We start from the raw sequence: 17,710 nt of genomic DNA, 5'->3' as shown, positions 1-17,710 counted from the left end.
ATGAAGGGGCATTTTAGCGTGGGGAGGTCTTTCAACCCTGCCAGTTTGCTGAGCGTGATCAGGTTGTCGCCGGCCTTGGTGTAGTAGCAGCGGTAAAGCGTGTGCTCGTCGCTCTTGTGCAGGCGCTGGATGTTGCCGTTCAGGTCTTCTTCCTGCGTGGCTACTTCCACCGTGCGCCCCAGTGCCTCGCGTTCGGAGTGGGGAATGTTGGCCAACAGCCGGGTGATGCAGCCGGCCAGTTTCGGGCGATCGGCGTTATCTGACTTATTGAAGAACCACGCCAGCAGTTCATGTTGGCGTTCGATCAGCACTCCCCCCCCTCTCACCACAGGCTCGTCGCTGTCAGCGCCGGCCGTCATGGCGTATAACAGTTCGGCAAACTCATCCCCAGCGCCCGTATAGCGGTAGCCTTTGGTCAACCGATGCGTGTCGCTTTTTTTCTGGTCGCTGCGGGTGCTGAAGGCCAGCCAGTGATCCTGCTCAGAGGCTACGCCGCGCAGCAGTTCGAAACGCTCGACACGCTTATCGTGCTTGACACGACCGTGCACCAGCAGATGCTTCTCCCGGGCCCCATGCGCGCCGGATTCGTACTCGACGCTGACGATCCGCTGGTCGGTTTCCAGAAATTCCCCATCGTAGCGGTAGGTCGTCACCTGGTTCTCATGCCCATCCCCTGGCAGCAGGGTGTGCAGATTGACGCGGGGCAGGCCAGGGCGGCCGTTGTCCTGCGTGGCAGCTTGGTACTTCACGCATTCGACCGATCCATCCAGCTCTCGCAGGCCGCACAGCACTCGGTCCAAGGCCAGGTCGTCATCGTAATCACAGTCAACCTGCTGCAGCACCTTGCCATTCTGCAGGCGTTTGAGGGTGCGCAATAGATAACCTTGGAGGTCCAGGTTCACCTCGTATTTCTCGGCCTCGCTGTCCGGCCAGACCTGCATCTTCACCTGCGAGGCCTTTTTCTCCTGAGGCGTGACGTACTCGGCCTTGAACAAGGCTTCATCGCCACTGTTGATCGCCAACAGCAGGAACTGACCTTTCTGGCGCTTCCACTCCAGTGTCAACTGTTCACCATAGGGCGATTCGAGGGTCGAGGGCAGCAGCAGCACGAAGGGCTTTTCGTAGTCGGCGATGCGCTTTTTAAGTTCCTTGATGTTGTCGTCCCCCTCCCACGCTTTGACTGCCTCGTCGTAATCGATGGCTGCTGTCGCATAATAGAACCAGGGCACGCACATCAGTAGCCACTGCTGCCAATTCGTCGGTTTTGCCGGGAAGTCAGGTTTGGATTTGTCCCGAATGGCTTTCAACGTCTTGACGACCAGGTCATGAAACTCTTTGTTCGGCTCCTCGTCGTCGCTGCCTTCGGCTGCAGGCGCCTTCAGGGTTTCCTGGCGGCCGCTGGGCAGGTCAAGCGTGAATTCGCTGTGATTCTTGTTGCTGCGCACCACGCATGAGGCCAGCTTGAGCGCCTCGCCTTTACCCAGGTCGTCCCATTGTGCGTCGGTGAACTTGACCTGATTGCCATCGGCCAAGGTCAGCAGCCTGTCGCGTACCTGCACGCTGGAAAAGCGCCAGGCCCAGCCATCTCCCAACCCGGCCTCGTTGGCGCGCAGTGCCGAATAGTGCAAGGTCAGGTCGCACGCTGGCCCTTGGCCTTGCAGGCCCTGCAGGCTGGCCACCGGGTAATGGGCGTGGAACAGGCCCGTGCGCGGGTCCACACCCGCTTCGCTGTGGCCTGTGGTGTCGAACAGTTCGGAGCGGTTGGTTTGGCTGTAGTCCTCGCAGAGGAAACTGATTTCATCCCACTTCTTGAGCTTCTTCGGTGGTTCGAAGGTAACAGCCTCTGGAGCGTGCCAAAACCCGGTGGCGTGCAAGGTACCGATATGGCCAACGGTCAAAGCCTTCTGGCCACGCTCGGACTGCGGGAAATCCAGGTAAATATCGTATCCCTGGTTGGCCAGCGGCCCTTGCCAGATGATCGTGTCGGCAGTGACAGACAACGGCCAGACTGGTAGGGGGGGTACGTTGAGCAATACTAATTAAGGATAAGAGTTTAATGGTTTCGACGAGCGTGCAGTCATCCTCATCCTCGACCATATTTAATACATCCGGGTGCCCGCCAGATACATCAAGGACCGCTCGCCTGACGGCGGCCTTTGATTTCATCAACTCCTCCATTAATCCTTTAGTAGAGATTTCTCTAAAGATTTCGGTGTAGCTATCAACAAGGGCAAGGAAGTCGGCATTGGGATCATATTTTTCAATGAAAGTCGCAGCGAGTCTGCAAGCTACCTTGAGTGTCTTGTCTACGGCCGTTATGACGGCGTCCTGTGTTTTAGCGAGATCAAAAACCTTATCCCAGGAAGAAATTGAGAAGGAGAAGTCGGCTAGGCGCTTGATAGAATTGGCATTTTCAATAGCGATAGGCTCAATAGATTTCAAGTCGTAATCGAGTGTTCGCATAGGGTAGAGCGGCACTAGAACTTTATGGAGGGCACTTAGGTAAATGGATTCATAGATCTCTTCGTCAAAATCTTTCCAGTAGATTTCGGCGGTGCCAGCGTCGCTTGCCGCATAGGCGGCTTTGAGAGCAGCCCGTTTGATATCGAGGTGTGCAGCGAAGCAGATTGCCCTTACCCAGCCAATGGTGTCTTCGCTCTTATAACTCGTGGTGTCGAGATACTGCCAAGCGGCCATGGCAATTTTGGCGGTGCCCTCCAAGGTCGTGAGTTCGGCGAATGGTACGTCGAGGGTGCCACCCGCCGCGACTGTCGCAGCAGCCCAGCTATTGTAGGCATCTCTGAGGTCCAACTCGTTCTGCCACGGCACACATGCCATCACCCGGTAGCCTTTGTCGCGTGCAGCTTTATTCAGGCGAAACGCCAGTTCTGTGCCCAGCGACTCGACCATCAGCCTCGTCACGCCTGGTTCAGAATAGGTGTCCAGCTTCCCCGGCTCGGCTGCAGCGGTCCGTGGCCACTCATCGGCGCTCAGCAGTTCGAGCCCATAGGTATCGCCGTTCCAGCCGTGACCGTCGCCAACGTTTGCCAGCGCAATTGCCAGTTCTGCATGCCGTGGCAGCCACAGCTGCTTGCCATCCTTGACATTCAGCTGCGGCCATTTTTGCGCTTCGATGAAGTCGGCCAAAGCCTTCACCCAGGTTGCCTGGTCATTGGGGACTGTCTTGCAGTCCTGAGGCCTGAACAGCGCATGGTGCAGCAACGCCTGGTTGCCGGGATGCCGCACGGTCACCAGTACGGCATCTTCCGGTGCCTTGAAGGCGGTCTTCAGCAGTGGGCCTTCGACCGTGTGCTCATCACCCGGCAGCGTGGCGAAGATGCGCAGGCCGTCGCCGCGCTGTTCGAGCAACGCCGTGGTGGTATCGATGCGCAGGTAGGGGGCAACGTCAGATCCTGCCAGCGCTGTGGACCAAGGCTCCAGCCATTTGCCACTGGCTCGCTGCGCCTTGGCCGGGGTCCAGGCATGGTGCCCGAGCAGGCGCTGGGAGAACGCGTCGTAGACCCAGGCATGCAATGTGCCGCCACTGGGTACTGCGGTGCCGTCGAGCGTATCGCTGGCCCACCAGTCTACCTCGGTGATGGTCACGCACAGCTCGGCGTGCTGCGGCCCCCAGAAGGCATTGCCTTTGTCGCCGGGTGTCACGGCGCAGGTTGCCGCGTCCAGCACGCCAGCCCGCAACAGGTGGCTGCCAGTGTTGATCTGCTTGCACAGGGCCTTGCTCCAGCCGCTGTCCTCTTTGGCGGTGAAGAAGTGCTGTTCGTGCAGCGCCTGGGTCTTGAGGTCGCGCACTTGCAGGCTCAGGGTCTTGCCCTTGGCCAGCGAGAAACTGTCGTCACAGGCCAGCACCTGGACGATGTTGCTGCTGAACGGCGCAGTGCTGAACGCTCGGTAGTCGGCCTGGCACCACAGGCGCGGCGCCTCGTGGCTGCTGGAAAACTCATTATCGTCGCTCCAGCCCCCCGCAGTGATCGGCTTGCCGGCTTTGGCGACCTGTTCGGCGAAGTCTGCGAGCCACTTTGTAGCGTCCAGCTTGTCGGCTGTCGCTGTGTAGTCGACCCGAGTCAGTTCGCCGGTGCGACGGTGCACCAGGCACGCGCTGATGGTTTCGCCCTTGGTCAGGGCACGACCGGCCTTGATCGGGCACAGGCTGTACCATCCGCCTTCGACGCTGCCCACCCGCTCCAGGCCGAAGTCCTGCATGTCGGGCAGGCTACCATCTGGTTGGTTGCTGATCTGGTAGGGCACCGGGAAGGTGTTGGTATCCGCGGCTGGCTTGAGGTCAACGGAAGATTTGGCAGCCATTGCGTTTTGCTCCATGCGTAAGGGTCTTGAAGTTACTTTTTAAAATGTGCCGTCAGCGCCCACAACTGGCAGAAATGCCAGGTACGGCAGGAGCAATTCAGCTGGTCGATGGGGCTTTGCCCTGGGGCGGCAGCAAGCGGTACACCAGCTCCACCAGCTCGGCAAAGGTGGTGTAGGTGCGAATTGGCTGGGGAATGAGGATGTTGAACGTCTCTTCGACGATAGCCTGCAGTTCGACCACGTCGAAGCTGTCGGCGCCCAGTTCGTCCAGGGCGGCGCCGGGGCGGATGTTGTGCAGGCTCTGTTCCAGGAAGCAGGCGAGGAGCCATTGCAGGTGGAAGGCGATGTAGAGGCGTGAGCGCATGCCAGAGGATCGTCAGAGGGTGAGGCCTCTCTGTACGTGGCTTTGCGGGCAGGTGCTACTGGTAGAAATGCCAGGTGCGGTTTCGTCAGCTTTGTGCTGTCAGTGCCGGCCCCGCGACAGGGCCGGCCCAGGTGGTCAGATTTCCGCGGCCTTGTCTATCCTCAAGCTTTCACCGGCGGCTCCTGGCTCGGCGGGTCGCCTACGGTTGGCGGCACGGTCGGCTTGATCGGCAGCTCGTCCGGGTCCTCCTCGGGCACCGGCGGCGGCAAGGTCGGGTCGTCGATGTTCGGGTCGGGTGTCTCCGGTGGAATGGGAATGTTCATGGGCCTGGCCTCGCGTGATGAATGAAGGGGTGTCGCAGGCTTTGACCCGGGCCTGCGCCCTGCGCTCATTTTTTTTGAACCCTCGCGCTTGCGCACGGCTCTGAACCCTTACCGCCACCAGCCCAGGGAGCAAGGTCGATGTCTGGTAACGAGCCGTTCGAAAGCGTGCCGATGGCAGGTGATCACCCGGACCAGGCCATCAGCCTGTCCCAGGCCCTGCTGGCGCCGCGTATCGTGATCGAGGACGCAAGCCCGGTGCTCGACGGCGGCACCTTCGCCGCCAAGGCCGTGCGCGGTCACAAGGTCGAAGTGGGCGCCAAGGTCTACACCGACGGTCACGATCGCCTGGCCGTGACCCTGCACTGGCGCCAGGCCCACAGCCGGCGCTGGCACTGCGTGGCCATGCATTCGCCGGGCAACGACCTGTGGCTGGCCGACTTCACGCCTGCCGAGCTGGGCCTGCACCTGTTCAGCATCGAGGCCTGGATCGACCCCTGGGCCACCTATTGCCACGACCTGGAGAAGAAGTATGCCGCCGGCGTGGAGGTGAAGCTGGAGCTGGAGGAGGGCCGCCTGCTGCTGGGCAAGGGCATCGAACGCAGCGACGGCCTGCTGCGCGAGCAACTGGCGCAGTTGCAACAGCGCTTGCCTGGCTTGCCGGTGGATGAACAGGTGAAATTGTTGCTGCACCCCGACGCCGCACGCCTGATGGGGGAGGCGGAACATCGCAGCTACCTCACCCGCAGCCGCGAATTCCCGCTGGACGTCGACCGCGAGGCGGCCCAGTTCGCCAGCTGGTATGAGCTGTTCCCGCGCTCGGTCACCGACGACCCCGAGCGCCACGGTACCTTCGATGATGTGCACCAGCGCTTGCCGATGATCCGCGACATGGGCTTCGACGTGCTGTATTTCCCGCCGATCCACCCCATCGGCATGAAGCACCGCAAGGGCCGCAACAACGCCTTGCAGGCCGACCCCGGCGACCCCGGCAGCCCTTATGCCATCGGCAGCCCCGAAGGTGGGCACGATGCCATCCACCCGCAGCTGGGCAGCCGCGAGGACTTCCGCCGCCTGGTCGCCGCCGCCGCCGAGCACGGCCTGGAAATCGCCCTGGACTTCGCCATCCAGTGCTCCCAGGACCATCCCTGGCTGCAGGAGCACCCCGGCTGGTTCAGCTGGCGCCCTGACGGCACCATCCGCTACGCGGAAAACCCACCGAAGAAATACCAGGACATCGTCAACGTCGACTTCTATGCCCCCGAGGCGGTGCCCAGCCTTTGGCTGGCGCTGCGCGACGTGGTTGTCGGCTGGGTCGAGGAGGGGGTGAAGACGTTCCGCGTCGACAACCCGCACACCAAGCCGCTGCCGTTCTGGCAATGGCTGATCGCCAATGTGCGCAGCCAGCACCCCGAGGTGATCTTCCTCGCCGAAGCCTTCACACGCCCGGCGATGATGGCGCGCCTGGGCAAGGTCGGCTACGCGCAGAGCTATACCTACTTCACCTGGCGCAATACCAAGCAAGAGCTGCGCGAATACTTCGAGGAGCTCAACCAGCCGCCGTGGAGCCAGTGCTATCGACCCAATTTCTTCGTCAACACTCCGGACATCAACCCCTTCTTCCTGCAGACGTCCGGGCGAGCGGGCTTCCTGATCCGCGCTGCGCTGGCGACCATGGGTTCGGGATTGTGGGGCATGTACTCGGGCTTCGAACTGTGCGAGGGCACGCCGCTGCCGGGCAAGGAGGAGTACCTGGACTCGGAGAAATACGAGATCCGCCCCCGGGACTTCACCCAGCCCGGCAACATCGTTGCCGAGATCGCCCAGCTCAACCGCATCCGTCGGCAGAACCGCGCCCTGCAGACCCATCTGGGGGTGGTGTTCCTCAATTGCTGGAACGACAACATTCTGTACTTCGCCAAGCGCACCCCCGAGCGCGACAACTTCATCCTCGTTGCCATCAGCCTCGACCCGCACAACGCCCAGGAGGCCAGCTTCGAGTTGCCGCTATGGGAGCTGGGGCTGGACGACAGCGCCGATACGCAAGGCGAGGACCTGATGAACGGCCAGCGCTGGACCTGGCATGGCAAGACCCAATGGATGCGCATCGAGCCGTGGCACCAGCCGTTCGGTATCTGGCGCATCGAGAAATCGCGCTAGCCCCGCGATGGGCTTCAAGCTGAACCCTCGGACACAAAGGAGTCCCCAATGGCCAAGCGTTCCCGCCCGGCAGCCTTCATCGACGATCCGCTGTGGTACAAGGACGCGGTGATCTACCAACTGCACGTGAAATCGTTCTTCGATGCGAACAACGACGGCATCGGCGATTTCGCGGGCTTGATCGGCAAGCTCGACTATATCGCCGAACTGGGCGTCAACACCCTCTGGTTGCTGCCGTTCTACCCCTCGCCACGGCGCGACGACGGATACGACATTGCCGAGTACAAGGCCGTGCACCCGGACTACGGCAGCATGGCCGACGCCAGGCGCTTCATCGCCGAGGCGCACAAGCGCGGCCTGCGGGTGATCACCGAGCTGGTCATCAACCACACCTCCGACCAGCACCCCTGGTTCCAGCGCGCCCGGCATGCCAAGCCCGGCAGCAAGGCCCGGGACTTCTACGTGTGGTCGGACGATGACCAGAAGTACGACGGCACGCGGATCATCTTCCTCGATACCGAGAAGTCCAACTGGACCTGGGACCCGGTGGCCGGCCAGTACTTCTGGCACCGCTTCTACTCGCACCAGCCGGACCTCAACTTCGACAACCCGCAGGTGCTCAAGGCGGTGATCGGGGTGATGCGCTTCTGGCTCGATATCGGCGTTGACGGCCTGCGCCTGGACGCCATCCCCTACCTGATCGAGCGCGACGGCACCAACAACGAGAATCTCCCCGAGACCCATGTGGTGCTCAAGGCGATCCGCGCCGAAATCGACGCCAACTACCCCGACCGCATGCTCTTGGCCGAGGCCAACCAGTGGCCCGAGGACACCCGCCCGTACTTCGGCGAGGGCGATGGCGACGAATGCCACATGGCCTTCCACTTCCCGCTGATGCCGCGCATGTACATGGCCCTGGCCATGGAAGACCGCTTCCCGATCACCGACATCCTGCGCCAGACCCCGGAGATCCCGGCCAACTGCCAGTGGGCGATCTTCCTGCGCAACCATGATGAACTGACCCTGGAGATGGTCACCGACCGCGAGCGCGACTACCTGTGGAACTACTACGCCGAGGACCGCCGCGCCCGCATCAACCTGGGGATTCGCCGGCGCCTGGCGCCGCTGCTGCAACGCGACCGGCGGCGTATCGAGCTGCTCACCAGCCTGCTGCTGTCGATGCCCGGCACGCCGACGCTGTACTACGGTGACGAACTGGGCATGGGCGACAACATCTACCTGGGTGACCGCGATGGCGTGCGCACTCCCATGCAGTGGTCGCCGGACCGCAATGGAGGCTTTTCCCGCGCCGACCCGCAGCGCCTGGTGCTGCCGCCGATCATGGATCCGCTGTACGGCTACCAGACGATCAACGTCGAGGCCCAGGCCCACGACCCGCATTCGCTGCTCAACTGGAACCGGCGGCTGCTGGCGGTGCGCAAGCAGCAGAAGGCCTTCGGTCGCGGCAGCCTGAAGATGCTCACGCCGAGCAACCGGCGGGTGCTGGCCTATATCCGCGAATACACCGATGCCGAGGGCAACGTCGAGATCGTGCTGTGCGTGGCCAACGTCTCGCGGGCCGCCCAGGCCGCCGAGCTGGAGCTGTCGCAGTATGCCGACAAGGTGCCGGTGGAGATGCTAGGCGGCAGCGCCTTCCCGCCCATCGGCCAGCTGCCGTTCCTGCTGACGTTGCCGCCCTATGGCTTCTACTGGTTCCTGCTGGCCAGCCACGACCGCATGCCCAGCTGGCATATCCAGCCCAGCGAGGGGCTGCCCGAGCTGACCACCCTGGTGCTGCGCAAGCGCATGGAAGAACTGCTCGAGTCACCGGCGCGCGAGGCATTGCAGACCGCTATCCTGCCGCAGTATCTGCCCAAGCGGCGCTGGTTCGCCGGCAAGGAAGGGCCGATCGACCAAGTCCGCCTGCGCTATGGCGTGCGCATGGCCACCTCGGCGTTGCCGGTGCTGCTTGGCGAGCTGGAGGTGCACAGCGAAGGCGTGGTCACCCACTACCAGCTGCCCTTCGGCCTGTTGCCGGAGGAGCAGATCAATGCCGCGCTGCCGCAGCAGCTGGCGCTGTCGCGGGTACGCCGTGGCCGCCAGGTGGGGCTGATCACCGATGCCTTCGTGCTCGAACCCTTCATTCGCGCCGTGCTCCAGGGCTGCCAGGACGGCCTGCGGCTGGCCTGTGGCGATGGCCTGGGCGAGTTGCGCTTCCACAGCACCGAGCAGTTGGCCGCGCTGCAGCTCGATGAGCAGAGCGAGGTGCGCTACCTGAGCGCCGAGCAGTCCAACAGCTCGGTAGTGGTGGGCGGCAGCCTGGTGCTCAAATTGATTCGCCGGGTCAATCCGGGTATTCACCCGGAGCTGGAGATGAGCGCCTACCTGACCGCCGCCGGCTTTGCCAATATCTCACCGTTGCTGGCCTGGGTCAGTCGCGTGGACGACAGCGAGCAGTCGCACCTGCTGATGATCGCCCAAGGCTACCTGAGCAACCAGGGCGATGCCTGGGACTGGACGCAGAACACCCTGGAACGGGCGATCCGCGACCAGATGGAACCCGCCAGCACTGAGCAGGAGGCGCACACCGATGCCCTGGCCGAGCTGACCGGTTTTGCCGCCTTGCTCGGCCAGCGCCTGGGCGAGATGCACCTGCTGCTGGCCGCGCCGAGCGACGACGAAGCGTTCCGTTCACGCCCGAGCGACGCCCGCGACAGCGAGCGTTGGAGCCGCCAGATCAGTGCCGAGCTGAGCCATGCCCTCGACCTGCTCGCCCAACACCGTGACACCCTCGACAGTGACAGCCAGGCTCTGGTCGACGACCTGCAGCAACAGCGCGAAGGGCTGCAACAGCATGTCGACAATCTCGCGCGCCAAGCCCAGGGCGGGCTGCTGATGCGGGTGCACGGCGACCTGCACCTGGGCCAGGTACTGGTGGTACAGGGCGACGCCTACCTGATCGATTTCGAGGGCGAGCCGGCGCGGCCGCTGGACGAACGCCGGGCCAAACACAGCCCGTACAAGGATGTCAGCGGTGTGCTGCGATCCTTCGACTATGCTGCTGCGATGATCCTGCGCAGCGCCTCGGCGGTAGACCTCTCCGAGGCGGCGCGCCAGGCCCGGCAGCGGGTCGCCCGGCAGTACCTGCACCAGTCGCGCCATGCCTTCGTCGAAGCCTACGGGTTGGCCACCGCCGCCATGCCCCACGCCTGGCAGCAGGCCGAGGGCGAGCGCGCCGCGCTGGAGCTGTTTTGCCTGGAGAAGGCCGCCTACGAAATTACCTATGAAGCCGAGAACCGGCCAAGTTGGCTGGCCGTGCCTTTGCATGGCCTGCATGGATTGATCAGTACCTGGGGAGAGTCATAGATGAATGCAACCACGCGTGACAACGGCGGCCTTCGGCAACGGGACCTCGATGCCCTGGCCCGCGCCGAGCACGCCGACCCGTTCGCCGTACTCGGCCCGCACCCCGATGGTGCGGGCGGCCAGTTCATCCGGGCCTTCCTGCCCAGTGCCCTGAGCGTGCGCGTGCTGGCCCGCGACGACGGCCGGGTACTCGCCGAGATGCGCCAGGGTGGCGTGCCCGGCCTGTTCACCGCGCACCTGGACCAGGCTGGCCCGTATCTGCTGCAGATCGGCTGGGCCGGCGGCGAGCAGGTCACCGAGGACCCCTACAGCTTCGGCCCGCAGTTGGGCGAGATGGACATGTACCTGTTCGCCGAGGGCAACCACCGCGACCTGTCCGGGCGTTTCGGCGCCCAGCCGACCGAAGTGGATGGGGTTGCCGGGGTGTGCTTCTCGGTTTGGGCGCCGAATGCCCGACGGGTGTCGGTGGTGGGCGAATTCAACAACTGGGATGGTCGTCGCCACCCCATGCGCCTGCGCCATGGCGCCGGGGTGTGGGAGCTGTTCGTGCCGCGCCTCGGCGTGGGCGAGACCTACAAGTTCGAAGTGCTCGGCCAGGACGGCGTGCTGCCCCTCAAGGCCGACCCCCTGGCCCGCGCGACCGAACTGCCGCCGAGCACCGCCTCCAAGGTGGCCGGCGCCCTGGCCCACGAATGGCGCGATGGCCAGTGGCTGGAACACAGGGCCCAGCGCCACGCCTACAGCGCGCCGCTGTCGATCTACGAGCTGCACGCCGGCTCCTGGCGCTGCGAGCTGGACGACGCCGGCGAGGTCGCGCGCTACTACAACTGGCGTGAACTGGCCGAGCGCCTGGTGCCTTACGTGCAGGAACTGGGCTTTACCCATATCGAGCTGATGCCGATCATGGAGCACCCCTTCGGCGGCTCCTGGGGCTACCAGCCGCTGTCGCTGTTCGCCCCGACCTCGCGCTACGGCAGCGCCGAGGACTTCGCCTTCTTCATCGACGCCTGCCACCAGGGCGGCATCGGCGTGATCCTCGACTGGGTGCCGGCGCATTTCCCCACCGACGAGCATGGCCTGGCGCGCTTCGACGGCACCGCCTTGTACGAATACGACAACCCGTTGGAAGGTTTCCACCAGGACTGGAACACGCTGATCTACAACCTCGGGCGCAACGAGGTGCGCGGTTTCATGCTGGCCTCGGCGCTGCACTGGCTCAAGCACTTCCACATTGATGGCCTGCGCGTGGACGCGGTGGCTTCGATGCTTTACCGCGACTATTCGCGCAAGGCCGGCGAATGGGTGCCCAACCGCCATGGCGGGCGCGAGAACCTCGAGGCCATCGACTTCGTCCGCCACCTCAACAGCGTCGCCGCCCATGAGGCGCCGGGCGCGCTGATCATCGCCGAGGAGTCCACCGCCTGGCCTGGGGTCAGCCAGCCGGTGCAGCAGGGCGGGCTGGGCTTTGCCTACAAGTGGAACATGGGCTGGATGCATGACACCCTGCATTACATCCAGAACGACCCAATCCACCGCACCTACCACCACAACGAGATGAGCTTCGGGCTGATCTATGCCTACTCCGAGCATTTCATCCTGCCGATCTCCCACGACGAAGTGGTGCATGGCAAACATTCGCTGATTGACAAGATGCCCGGCGACCGCTGGCAGAAGTTCGCCAACCTGCGCGCCTACCTGGCTTTCATGTGGATGCATCCAGGTAAGAAGCTGCTGTTCATGGGCTGCGAGTTCGGTCAGTGGCGCGAATGGAACCACGACCAGCAACTGGACTGGTACCTGCTGCAGTATCCCGAGCATCAGGGCGTGCAGAAGCTGGTGGCCGACCTCAACCGCCTGTACCGCGACCTGCCCGCGCTGCACGAGCAGGACTGCCAGCCCCAGGGCTTCCAGTGGCTGATCGGCGACGATGCGCACAACAGCGTGTATGCCTGGTTGCGCTGGAGCAGCCAGGGCGAACCGTTGCTGGTGGTGGCCAACTTCACCCCGGTGCCGCGCGAGGGCTACCGCATCGGCGTGCCGTTCGGCGAGCACTGGGTGGAACTGCTCAACAGCGATGCCGAACTGTATGCAGGGTCGAACGTGGGCAATCTCGGGGCGGTGGTCGCCGATGAGGTCGCCAGCCATGGCCAGCCATTGTCGCTGGCGCTGAACCTGCCGCCGCTGGGGGTATTGGTGATGAAACCGGCCTGAGGCGGGGGCTGTACCGACGCTATCGCGGGGCAAGCCCGCTCCCACGCCTTTACCTAGCCCTCGGCGTGGGAGCGGGCTTGCCCCGCAATGGGTTACCCGGCTACCAGCGCATCCGCACTCCAAGGCTGCCGATCAGCCCATTGAGGTCATTGTCATCCACATCGGAGCTGTAGTCGGCGCTGACGAACAGCGCCACGCTCGGCGTTACCCGGGCTACCAGACCCAACCCCAGTTCAACCGTCGCGGCGCTGCGCGAGCTGGAGATCTTGTCCACCTGATCCAGCTTCACCGGGTCAGCGTTGCTGAAGTCATGCCAGACGTTGGTACGCACATAGGGTTCGATGGGCATGCCACGCACCTCGTAACGCGCCGACAGCTTGGCGCCGACCCGGCCACTCCAGCTGGGCTGGCTGTCGAATGCCTGCAAGGTCTCTTCCTGCACCTGGCTGCCAGGGAAAAACTGCTGGTTGATCAACTGTGCCTGAGGCTCGATCACCCAGCCCGCGCCCAGGCCAATGGGATAGCCACCCTCTACTGAGAAAGTCATCGCGTGGCCGCTGTCGTCCAGGCGCTGGCCCGCCTGGGAGCGGCCATTGACGTCGATGCGCGTGCCCATCGCCACGGCGTCCACGTGCCAACCCTGCGCGTGGGTCATGCTCCAGTACACGCCCAGGCTCTCGCCGCTGAGGTTGACCGCGTCACGCTGTTTGTCGCCGAGCAGCGGGCGCATGCCGTTGAAACTGCTCTGCAGGTTGTTGTGGCCGACGAAGATGCCGGCGCGGTGGACGTTGCCGGCGCTGGTTTCACGCACGAACAAGTCCGGGCCGATCATCATCTGCTGGCTCGGCGCTTCCACTTGCGCCGGCGGCTGGGCACCTGGGCGCGGCCCGCCGGGAAAGAACTGCGCCCACTGGCTGGCGATGTGGTTGCTGTCAAGCTGGCCGTGGCGTTCACCCATGCGCTCGGAAAAGGCGCTGAGCATACCCTGGCTCAGGCCGCCAGCGCTGACCGGGTCGAGCGATAATCGCGGCACCTCCGGTTGCGCCAGGTAGGGGGCGAAGGGCTCGCCCTCCTGCAGTTCGAAGGCGAAGGTTTCCACCGGGGTTGCCAGGAGCAGCGACGTGGAAACCGCACAGAAAAAAGCGTCGAAGCGCGAGGGATTCGAGGTGCTTTTCATGGCGGATCTCCTGTTGACGTGTGAATTGAACAGCCCGATACCTGGCCTGATGTCACGAGCTGTACGACAAGAACAGGGGCGACCCAAACCAGCGCGCCAGCTTCTTGGAACGCGCACGAGGGCGCGAGCTAGAGGCCCGGCACGAGATTTTCCATCTGGTGATTACTGTTCAGCTAAGGAGAGGACGGCGGTTGCGTCAAGAAAGCGTGAAATAATCGAGAAATGCCTGTTTGTCTATTTAACTTGTTGAATAATGACAAGTTTCAATTCGGTATATCGACAATGGTGATTTCCCGTCGCGTGGCTATGCCGAATCGTTGCTACAACCGCACTTCCACCGCCAGCGGGAGGTGATCGGACAGGTGGGTCCAGGGCTTGTTGCCGAGGATTCTCGGCGCATGGCTGTCGGCATTGCGCAGGTACACGCGGTCCAGGCGCAGCAGGGGCAGGCGGGCGGGATAGGTGCGGGCGAGCAGGCCGTGGTGGCGCTCGAACGCCTCGTGCAGGTCGCGGTGCAGGCGCAGGGTCCGGTTGCCGCGCAGTTGCCAGTCGTTGAAGTCGCCGGCGATGATCACCGGGGCGCCGGCGGGCAGGGCGTCGAGCAGTTGGCGCAGCAGATGCAGCTGCTTCTGCCGGTGCCGTTCGAGCAATGACAGGTGCACGCAGATCGCATGCACCTGGCGCTGGCCGGGTACGTCCAGCACGCAGTGCAACAGGCCGCGGCGCTCGGGGCCGGTGATCGACACGTCGAGGTTGCGATGCTCGATGATCGGGTACTTGGACAGCAGCGCGTTGCCGTGGTGGCCGTCGGGATAAACCGCGTTGCGGCCGTAGGCGAAGTCGCTCCACATGCTGTCGGCGAGGAATTCGTACTGCGAAGTCTGGGGCCAGCCGGGGTAGCGCGCGGCGTGGCGGTCGTGGCTGCCGAGCACCTCCTGGAGGAACACGATGTCAGCCCCGGTGCTGCGCACCGCCTCGCGCAGCTCCGGCAGGATGAAGCGCCGGTTGAAGGCGGTGAAGCCCTTGTGGGTGTTGACCGTCAGCACCTTGACCCGGTGCACGGCCGGGGCCTGGCTGACGCTGGCGAAACCTGGACTGCCGGCTTCGAGGTTCACGACCGCTCCTGTTCAATGAGGGCTGCGCAGCAGCCCCAGGTTCAACTGGCTCGACACAGTCTAGGACAGGACTTCCTGTTTCGGGTTTAGTCCTCCTCCCGCTGCAACACCATCAGCAGCAACGACCGCCCCTTGACCTCGAACACGGTGTCGAACGCCAGGTGCTGCGCCTTGCGCAGCTCGGGCCGGTCGGTGTCGACCAGGCAGCTCCAGTAGTCGCCCTCCGGCACCGCCGGCAGGGTGAATGGCACGACGTCGTGGTAGGCGTTGACGATCAGCAGCATGGTTGCCTCGGCGCCTGGGCGGGCGATGCCACTGACCTGGGCGCGGCCATCCATCAGCATGCCCAGGCAACGCCCGTGCGGATCCTCCCACTGCTCGACGGTCATCTCGCTGGCGTCCGGAGCCAGCCAGGTGACGTCCTTGACGCCGATCGCCTCGTTGTAGTCGCCGACCAGGAAGCGCGAACGCCGCAGGATCGGATAGGCCAGGCGCAGCCGGGTCAGGCGCTTGACGAAGGCCATCAGCGCCAGACCGTCTTCATCCAAGTCCCAGTTCACCCAGCCGATCTCGCTGTCCTGGCAGTAGGCGTTGTTGTTGCCGTGCTGGGTGCGGCTGAATTCGTCCCCGGCGACGATCATTGGCGTGCCCTGCGCCAGCAGCAGTGTCGCGAAGAAGTTACGCATCTGGCGCATGCGCAGGGCGTTGATTGCCGGGTCGTCGGTGGGCCCTTCGACGCCGCAGTTCCACGACAGGTTGTTGTCGGTGCCGTCCTGGTTGTTCTCGTCATTGTCCTCGTTGTGCTTGTCGTTGTACGACACCAGGTCACGTAGCGTGAAGCCGTCGTGGGCAGTGACGAAGTTGACCGAAGCGTAGGGGCGCCGGCCGCGGTTGTTGAACAGGTCGCCCGAGGCGGTGATGCGCGCGGCGAAATCGGCGAGCATGCCTTCGTCGCCTTTCCAGAAACTGCGCACCGTGTCGCGGAAGCGGTCGTTCCACTCTGCCCAGCCTGGGGCGAAGTTGCCCACCTGGTAGCCGCCCGGGCCGCAGTCCCAGGGTTCGGCGATCAGTTTGGTCTGGCTGAGCATCGGGTCCTGGCGACAGGCCACAAGGAAGCCATGGCGCTCGCTGTAGCCGTCGTGGTAGCGGCCAAGGATGGTCGCCAGGTCGAAGCGAAAACCATCCACGTGCATCTCTCCGGCCCAGTAGCGCAGCGAGTCGGTGACCAGTTGCAGGACACGTGGATGGCTCATGTCTAGGGTGTTGCCGGTACCGGAATCGTTGATGTAAAAGCGCCGGTCGTCGGGCATCAGGCGGTAGTACGAGGCGTTGTCGATACCGCGCATCGACAGGGTCGGGCCGCGTTCGTTGCCTTCGGCGGTGTGGTTGTAGACCACGTCAAGGATCACCTCCAGGCCTGCGTCGTGCAGGTGCGCGACCATCTCCTTGAATTCGGCGATCTTGCCGCTGGCCAGATAGCGCGGGTGGGGGGCAAAGAAGGCGATGCTGTTGTAGCCCCAGTAGTTGTTCAGGCCCTTGTCCAGCAGATGCTGATCATTGACGAAGGCGTGGATCGGCAGCAGCTCGATGCTCGACACGCCCAGCTCCTTGATATGGCCCAGCAGCTCGTCGTTGGCCAGGCCCGCGAAAGTGCCGCGCAGGTGCTCGGGCACCGCCGGATGGCGCATGCTGATGCCGCGGGTGTGGGCCTCGTAGATGATGGTGCGCTCCCATGGGATCGACACGCGCTGGTCGCGGCCCCAGGTGAAGGCGGGGTCGATGACCTTGCACTTGGGCACGAACGCCGCGCTGTCGCGCTCGTCGAACGACAGGTCGCCGTCGGGGTGGCCGATGGTGTAGCCGAACAACGCCTCGGACCATTTCAGCGTGCCCACCAATTGCTTGGCGTAAGGGTCGATCAGCAGCTTGTTGGGGTTGAAGCGGTGGCCGTTCTCCGGCTCGTAGGGACCGTGCACCCGATAGCCGTAGACCAGGCCAGGGTGGGCGTCGGGCAGGTAGCCGTGATAGATCTCATCGGTGTATTCGGGCAACTCGATGCGCTCAAGCTCGGTTTCGCCGCTGGCGTCGAACAGGCACAGCTCGACCTTGGTGGCGTTGGCTGAGAACAGGGCGAAGTTGACCCCAAGGCCGTCCCAGGTGGCGCCGAGGGGGAAAGGCAGGCCTTCGCGGATGCGCGATGGGGCGACGGAGCGGGTTTTCTTCGGGGTGCGGGGGCTCATGGCGTTCCTTTAGTGCGTGAACAGAGAATGCGTGAACAGAGGGATCGCGGGGCACGCCCGCTCACACCCACGAGCACTCAGTGACTGAGGCGTGGGAGCGGCGGTGCGCCGATGCGACTTGCCCCGCGATGAGGGCGGTACAGGCTGCAGAAGGCTCAACCAGCGGCAGGTTTCTTCGCCGCTCGCGGTTTTTTAGCCGCCGCAGCCGGCTTCACACCCGGCAACGCCGCCACTTTGGGGTCTGCAGGCGGCTTGGGCTTGGCCGCTGCCTTTTTGCGCGGGGGGGCCTTGGGGGCCAGCGCCTCGGCTTCGGCCAGCTTGCGCGCCTTGTCCCAATGTTCCTCCTCGCGACCCTCCGGCTTACCCTCCGATTCCCAGATCTGATAGGCGAACTCGCGAATACGCTTTTCATCGACACTCATCACGACGCTCCT

10 protein-coding genes are annotated in these 17,710 nt (G+C 63.9%); 3 read left to right on the top strand and 7 right to left on the bottom strand.

Annotated elements, in window-relative coordinates; translation table 11 throughout:
- Window positions 1-1,797: 1,797 nt before the first annotated feature.
- The 3 genes from C3F42_RS29795 to C3F42_RS29595 form a co-directional block, all read right to left on the bottom strand.
- Window positions 1,798-4,323 carry a hypothetical protein gene (locus C3F42_RS29795; protein ID WP_104444182.1) on the bottom strand — a complete coding sequence of 842 codons (2,526 nt, stop codon included), beginning with the start codon at window positions 4,321-4,323 and terminating at the stop codon, window positions 1,798-1,800.
- A 97-nt stretch (window positions 4,324-4,420) separates the two neighbouring features.
- Window positions 4,421-4,687: an acyl carrier protein gene (locus C3F42_RS06095; protein WP_094010504.1), complete on the bottom strand. Its 267-nt coding sequence runs from the start codon at window positions 4,685-4,687 to the stop codon at window positions 4,421-4,423.
- A gap of 161 nt (window positions 4,688-4,848) precedes the next feature.
- Window positions 4,849-5,010 (bottom strand): hypothetical protein, encoded by a 162-nt coding sequence (locus tag C3F42_RS29595; RefSeq protein WP_167388392.1) that lies wholly within the window; start codon window positions 5,008-5,010, stop codon window positions 4,849-4,851.
- A gap of 138 nt (window positions 5,011-5,148) precedes the next feature.
- Between C3F42_RS29595 and C3F42_RS06090 the strand changes: the two genes are divergently transcribed.
- Genes C3F42_RS06090 through glgB form a run of 3 tightly spaced genes read left to right on the top strand, consistent with a single transcriptional unit; the run spans window position 5,149 to window position 12,744 of the window.
- Complete coding sequence (locus tag C3F42_RS06090; RefSeq protein ID WP_094010503.1) at window positions 5,149-7,167, top strand: alpha-1,4-glucan--maltose-1-phosphate maltosyltransferase; 2,019 nt, start codon at window positions 5,149-5,151, stop codon at window positions 7,165-7,167.
- Window positions 7,168-7,215: 48 nt separating this feature from the next.
- Window positions 7,216-10,533 (top strand): maltose alpha-D-glucosyltransferase, encoded by a 3,318-nt coding sequence (gene treS, locus C3F42_RS06085; protein ID WP_104444181.1) that lies wholly within the window; start codon window positions 7,216-7,218, stop codon window positions 10,531-10,533.
- The gene (gene glgB, locus C3F42_RS06080; protein ID WP_094010501.1) at window positions 10,534-12,744 is read left to right on the top strand and encodes a 1,4-alpha-glucan branching protein GlgB; all 2,211 of its coding nucleotides are present in this window, start codon (window positions 10,534-10,536) and stop codon (window positions 12,742-12,744) included.
- A gap of 100 nt (window positions 12,745-12,844) precedes the next feature.
- On the opposite strand, the gene C3F42_RS06075 is transcribed toward glgB, so the two are convergent.
- From C3F42_RS06075 to C3F42_RS06060, 4 genes are all read right to left on the bottom strand, one after another.
- Entirely contained in the window at window positions 12,845-13,921 is a 1,077-nt protein-coding gene (locus C3F42_RS06075) for an autotransporter outer membrane beta-barrel domain-containing protein (RefSeq protein WP_104444180.1), read from the bottom strand.
- 320 nt (window positions 13,922-14,241) lie between these two features.
- Complete coding sequence (locus tag C3F42_RS06070) at window positions 14,242-15,036, bottom strand: endonuclease/exonuclease/phosphatase family protein (RefSeq protein WP_104444179.1); 795 nt, start codon at window positions 15,034-15,036, stop codon at window positions 14,242-14,244.
- An 86-nt stretch (window positions 15,037-15,122) separates the two neighbouring features.
- Entirely contained in the window at window positions 15,123-17,276 is a 2,154-nt protein-coding gene (glgX, locus tag C3F42_RS06065; RefSeq protein ID WP_023632104.1) for a glycogen debranching protein GlgX, read from the bottom strand.
- A 155-nt stretch (window positions 17,277-17,431) separates the two neighbouring features.
- The gene (locus C3F42_RS06060; protein ID WP_038705784.1) at window positions 17,432-17,701 is read right to left on the bottom strand and encodes a DUF2934 domain-containing protein; all 270 of its coding nucleotides are present in this window, start codon (window positions 17,699-17,701) and stop codon (window positions 17,432-17,434) included.
- Between the last annotated feature and the right edge of the window lie 9 nt (window positions 17,702-17,710).

The sequence above is a fragment of the Pseudomonas sp. PONIH3 genome (genome assembly GCF_002934345.1).
GTDB lineage: Bacteria > Pseudomonadota > Gammaproteobacteria > Pseudomonadales > Pseudomonadaceae > Aquipseudomonas > Aquipseudomonas soli.
The sequence above is the reverse complement of the archived record's forward strand: the minus strand, read 5'-3'. Positions and strand labels throughout refer to the sequence as shown.

Excerpts from the sequence above, each read along its gene's own strand:
- treS (WP_104444181.1), top strand. The coding sequence starts at position 7,216 with ATGGCCAAGCGTTCCCGCCCGGCAGCCTTCATCGACGATCCGCTGTGG.
- glgB (WP_094010501.1), top strand. The coding sequence starts at position 10,534 with ATGAATGCAACCACGCGTGACAACGGCGGCCTTCGGCAACGGGACCTC.
- C3F42_RS29595 (WP_167388392.1), bottom strand. The coding sequence starts at position 5,010 with ATGAACATTCCCATTCCACCGGAGACACCCGACCCGAACATCGACGAC.
- C3F42_RS06075 (WP_104444180.1), bottom strand. The coding sequence starts at position 13,921 with ATGAAAAGCACCTCGAATCCCTCGCGCTTCGACGCTTTTTTCTGTGCG.
- C3F42_RS29795 (WP_104444182.1), bottom strand. The coding sequence starts at position 4,323 with ATGGCTGCCAAATCTTCCGTTGACCTCAAGCCAGCCGCGGATACCAAC.
- C3F42_RS06095 (WP_094010504.1), bottom strand. The coding sequence starts at position 4,687 with ATGCGCTCACGCCTCTACATCGCCTTCCACCTGCAATGGCTCCTCGCC.
- C3F42_RS06090 (WP_094010503.1), top strand. The coding sequence starts at position 5,149 with ATGTCTGGTAACGAGCCGTTCGAAAGCGTGCCGATGGCAGGTGATCAC.
- glgX (WP_023632104.1), bottom strand. The coding sequence starts at position 17,276 with ATGAGCCCCCGCACCCCGAAGAAAACCCGCTCCGTCGCCCCATCGCGC.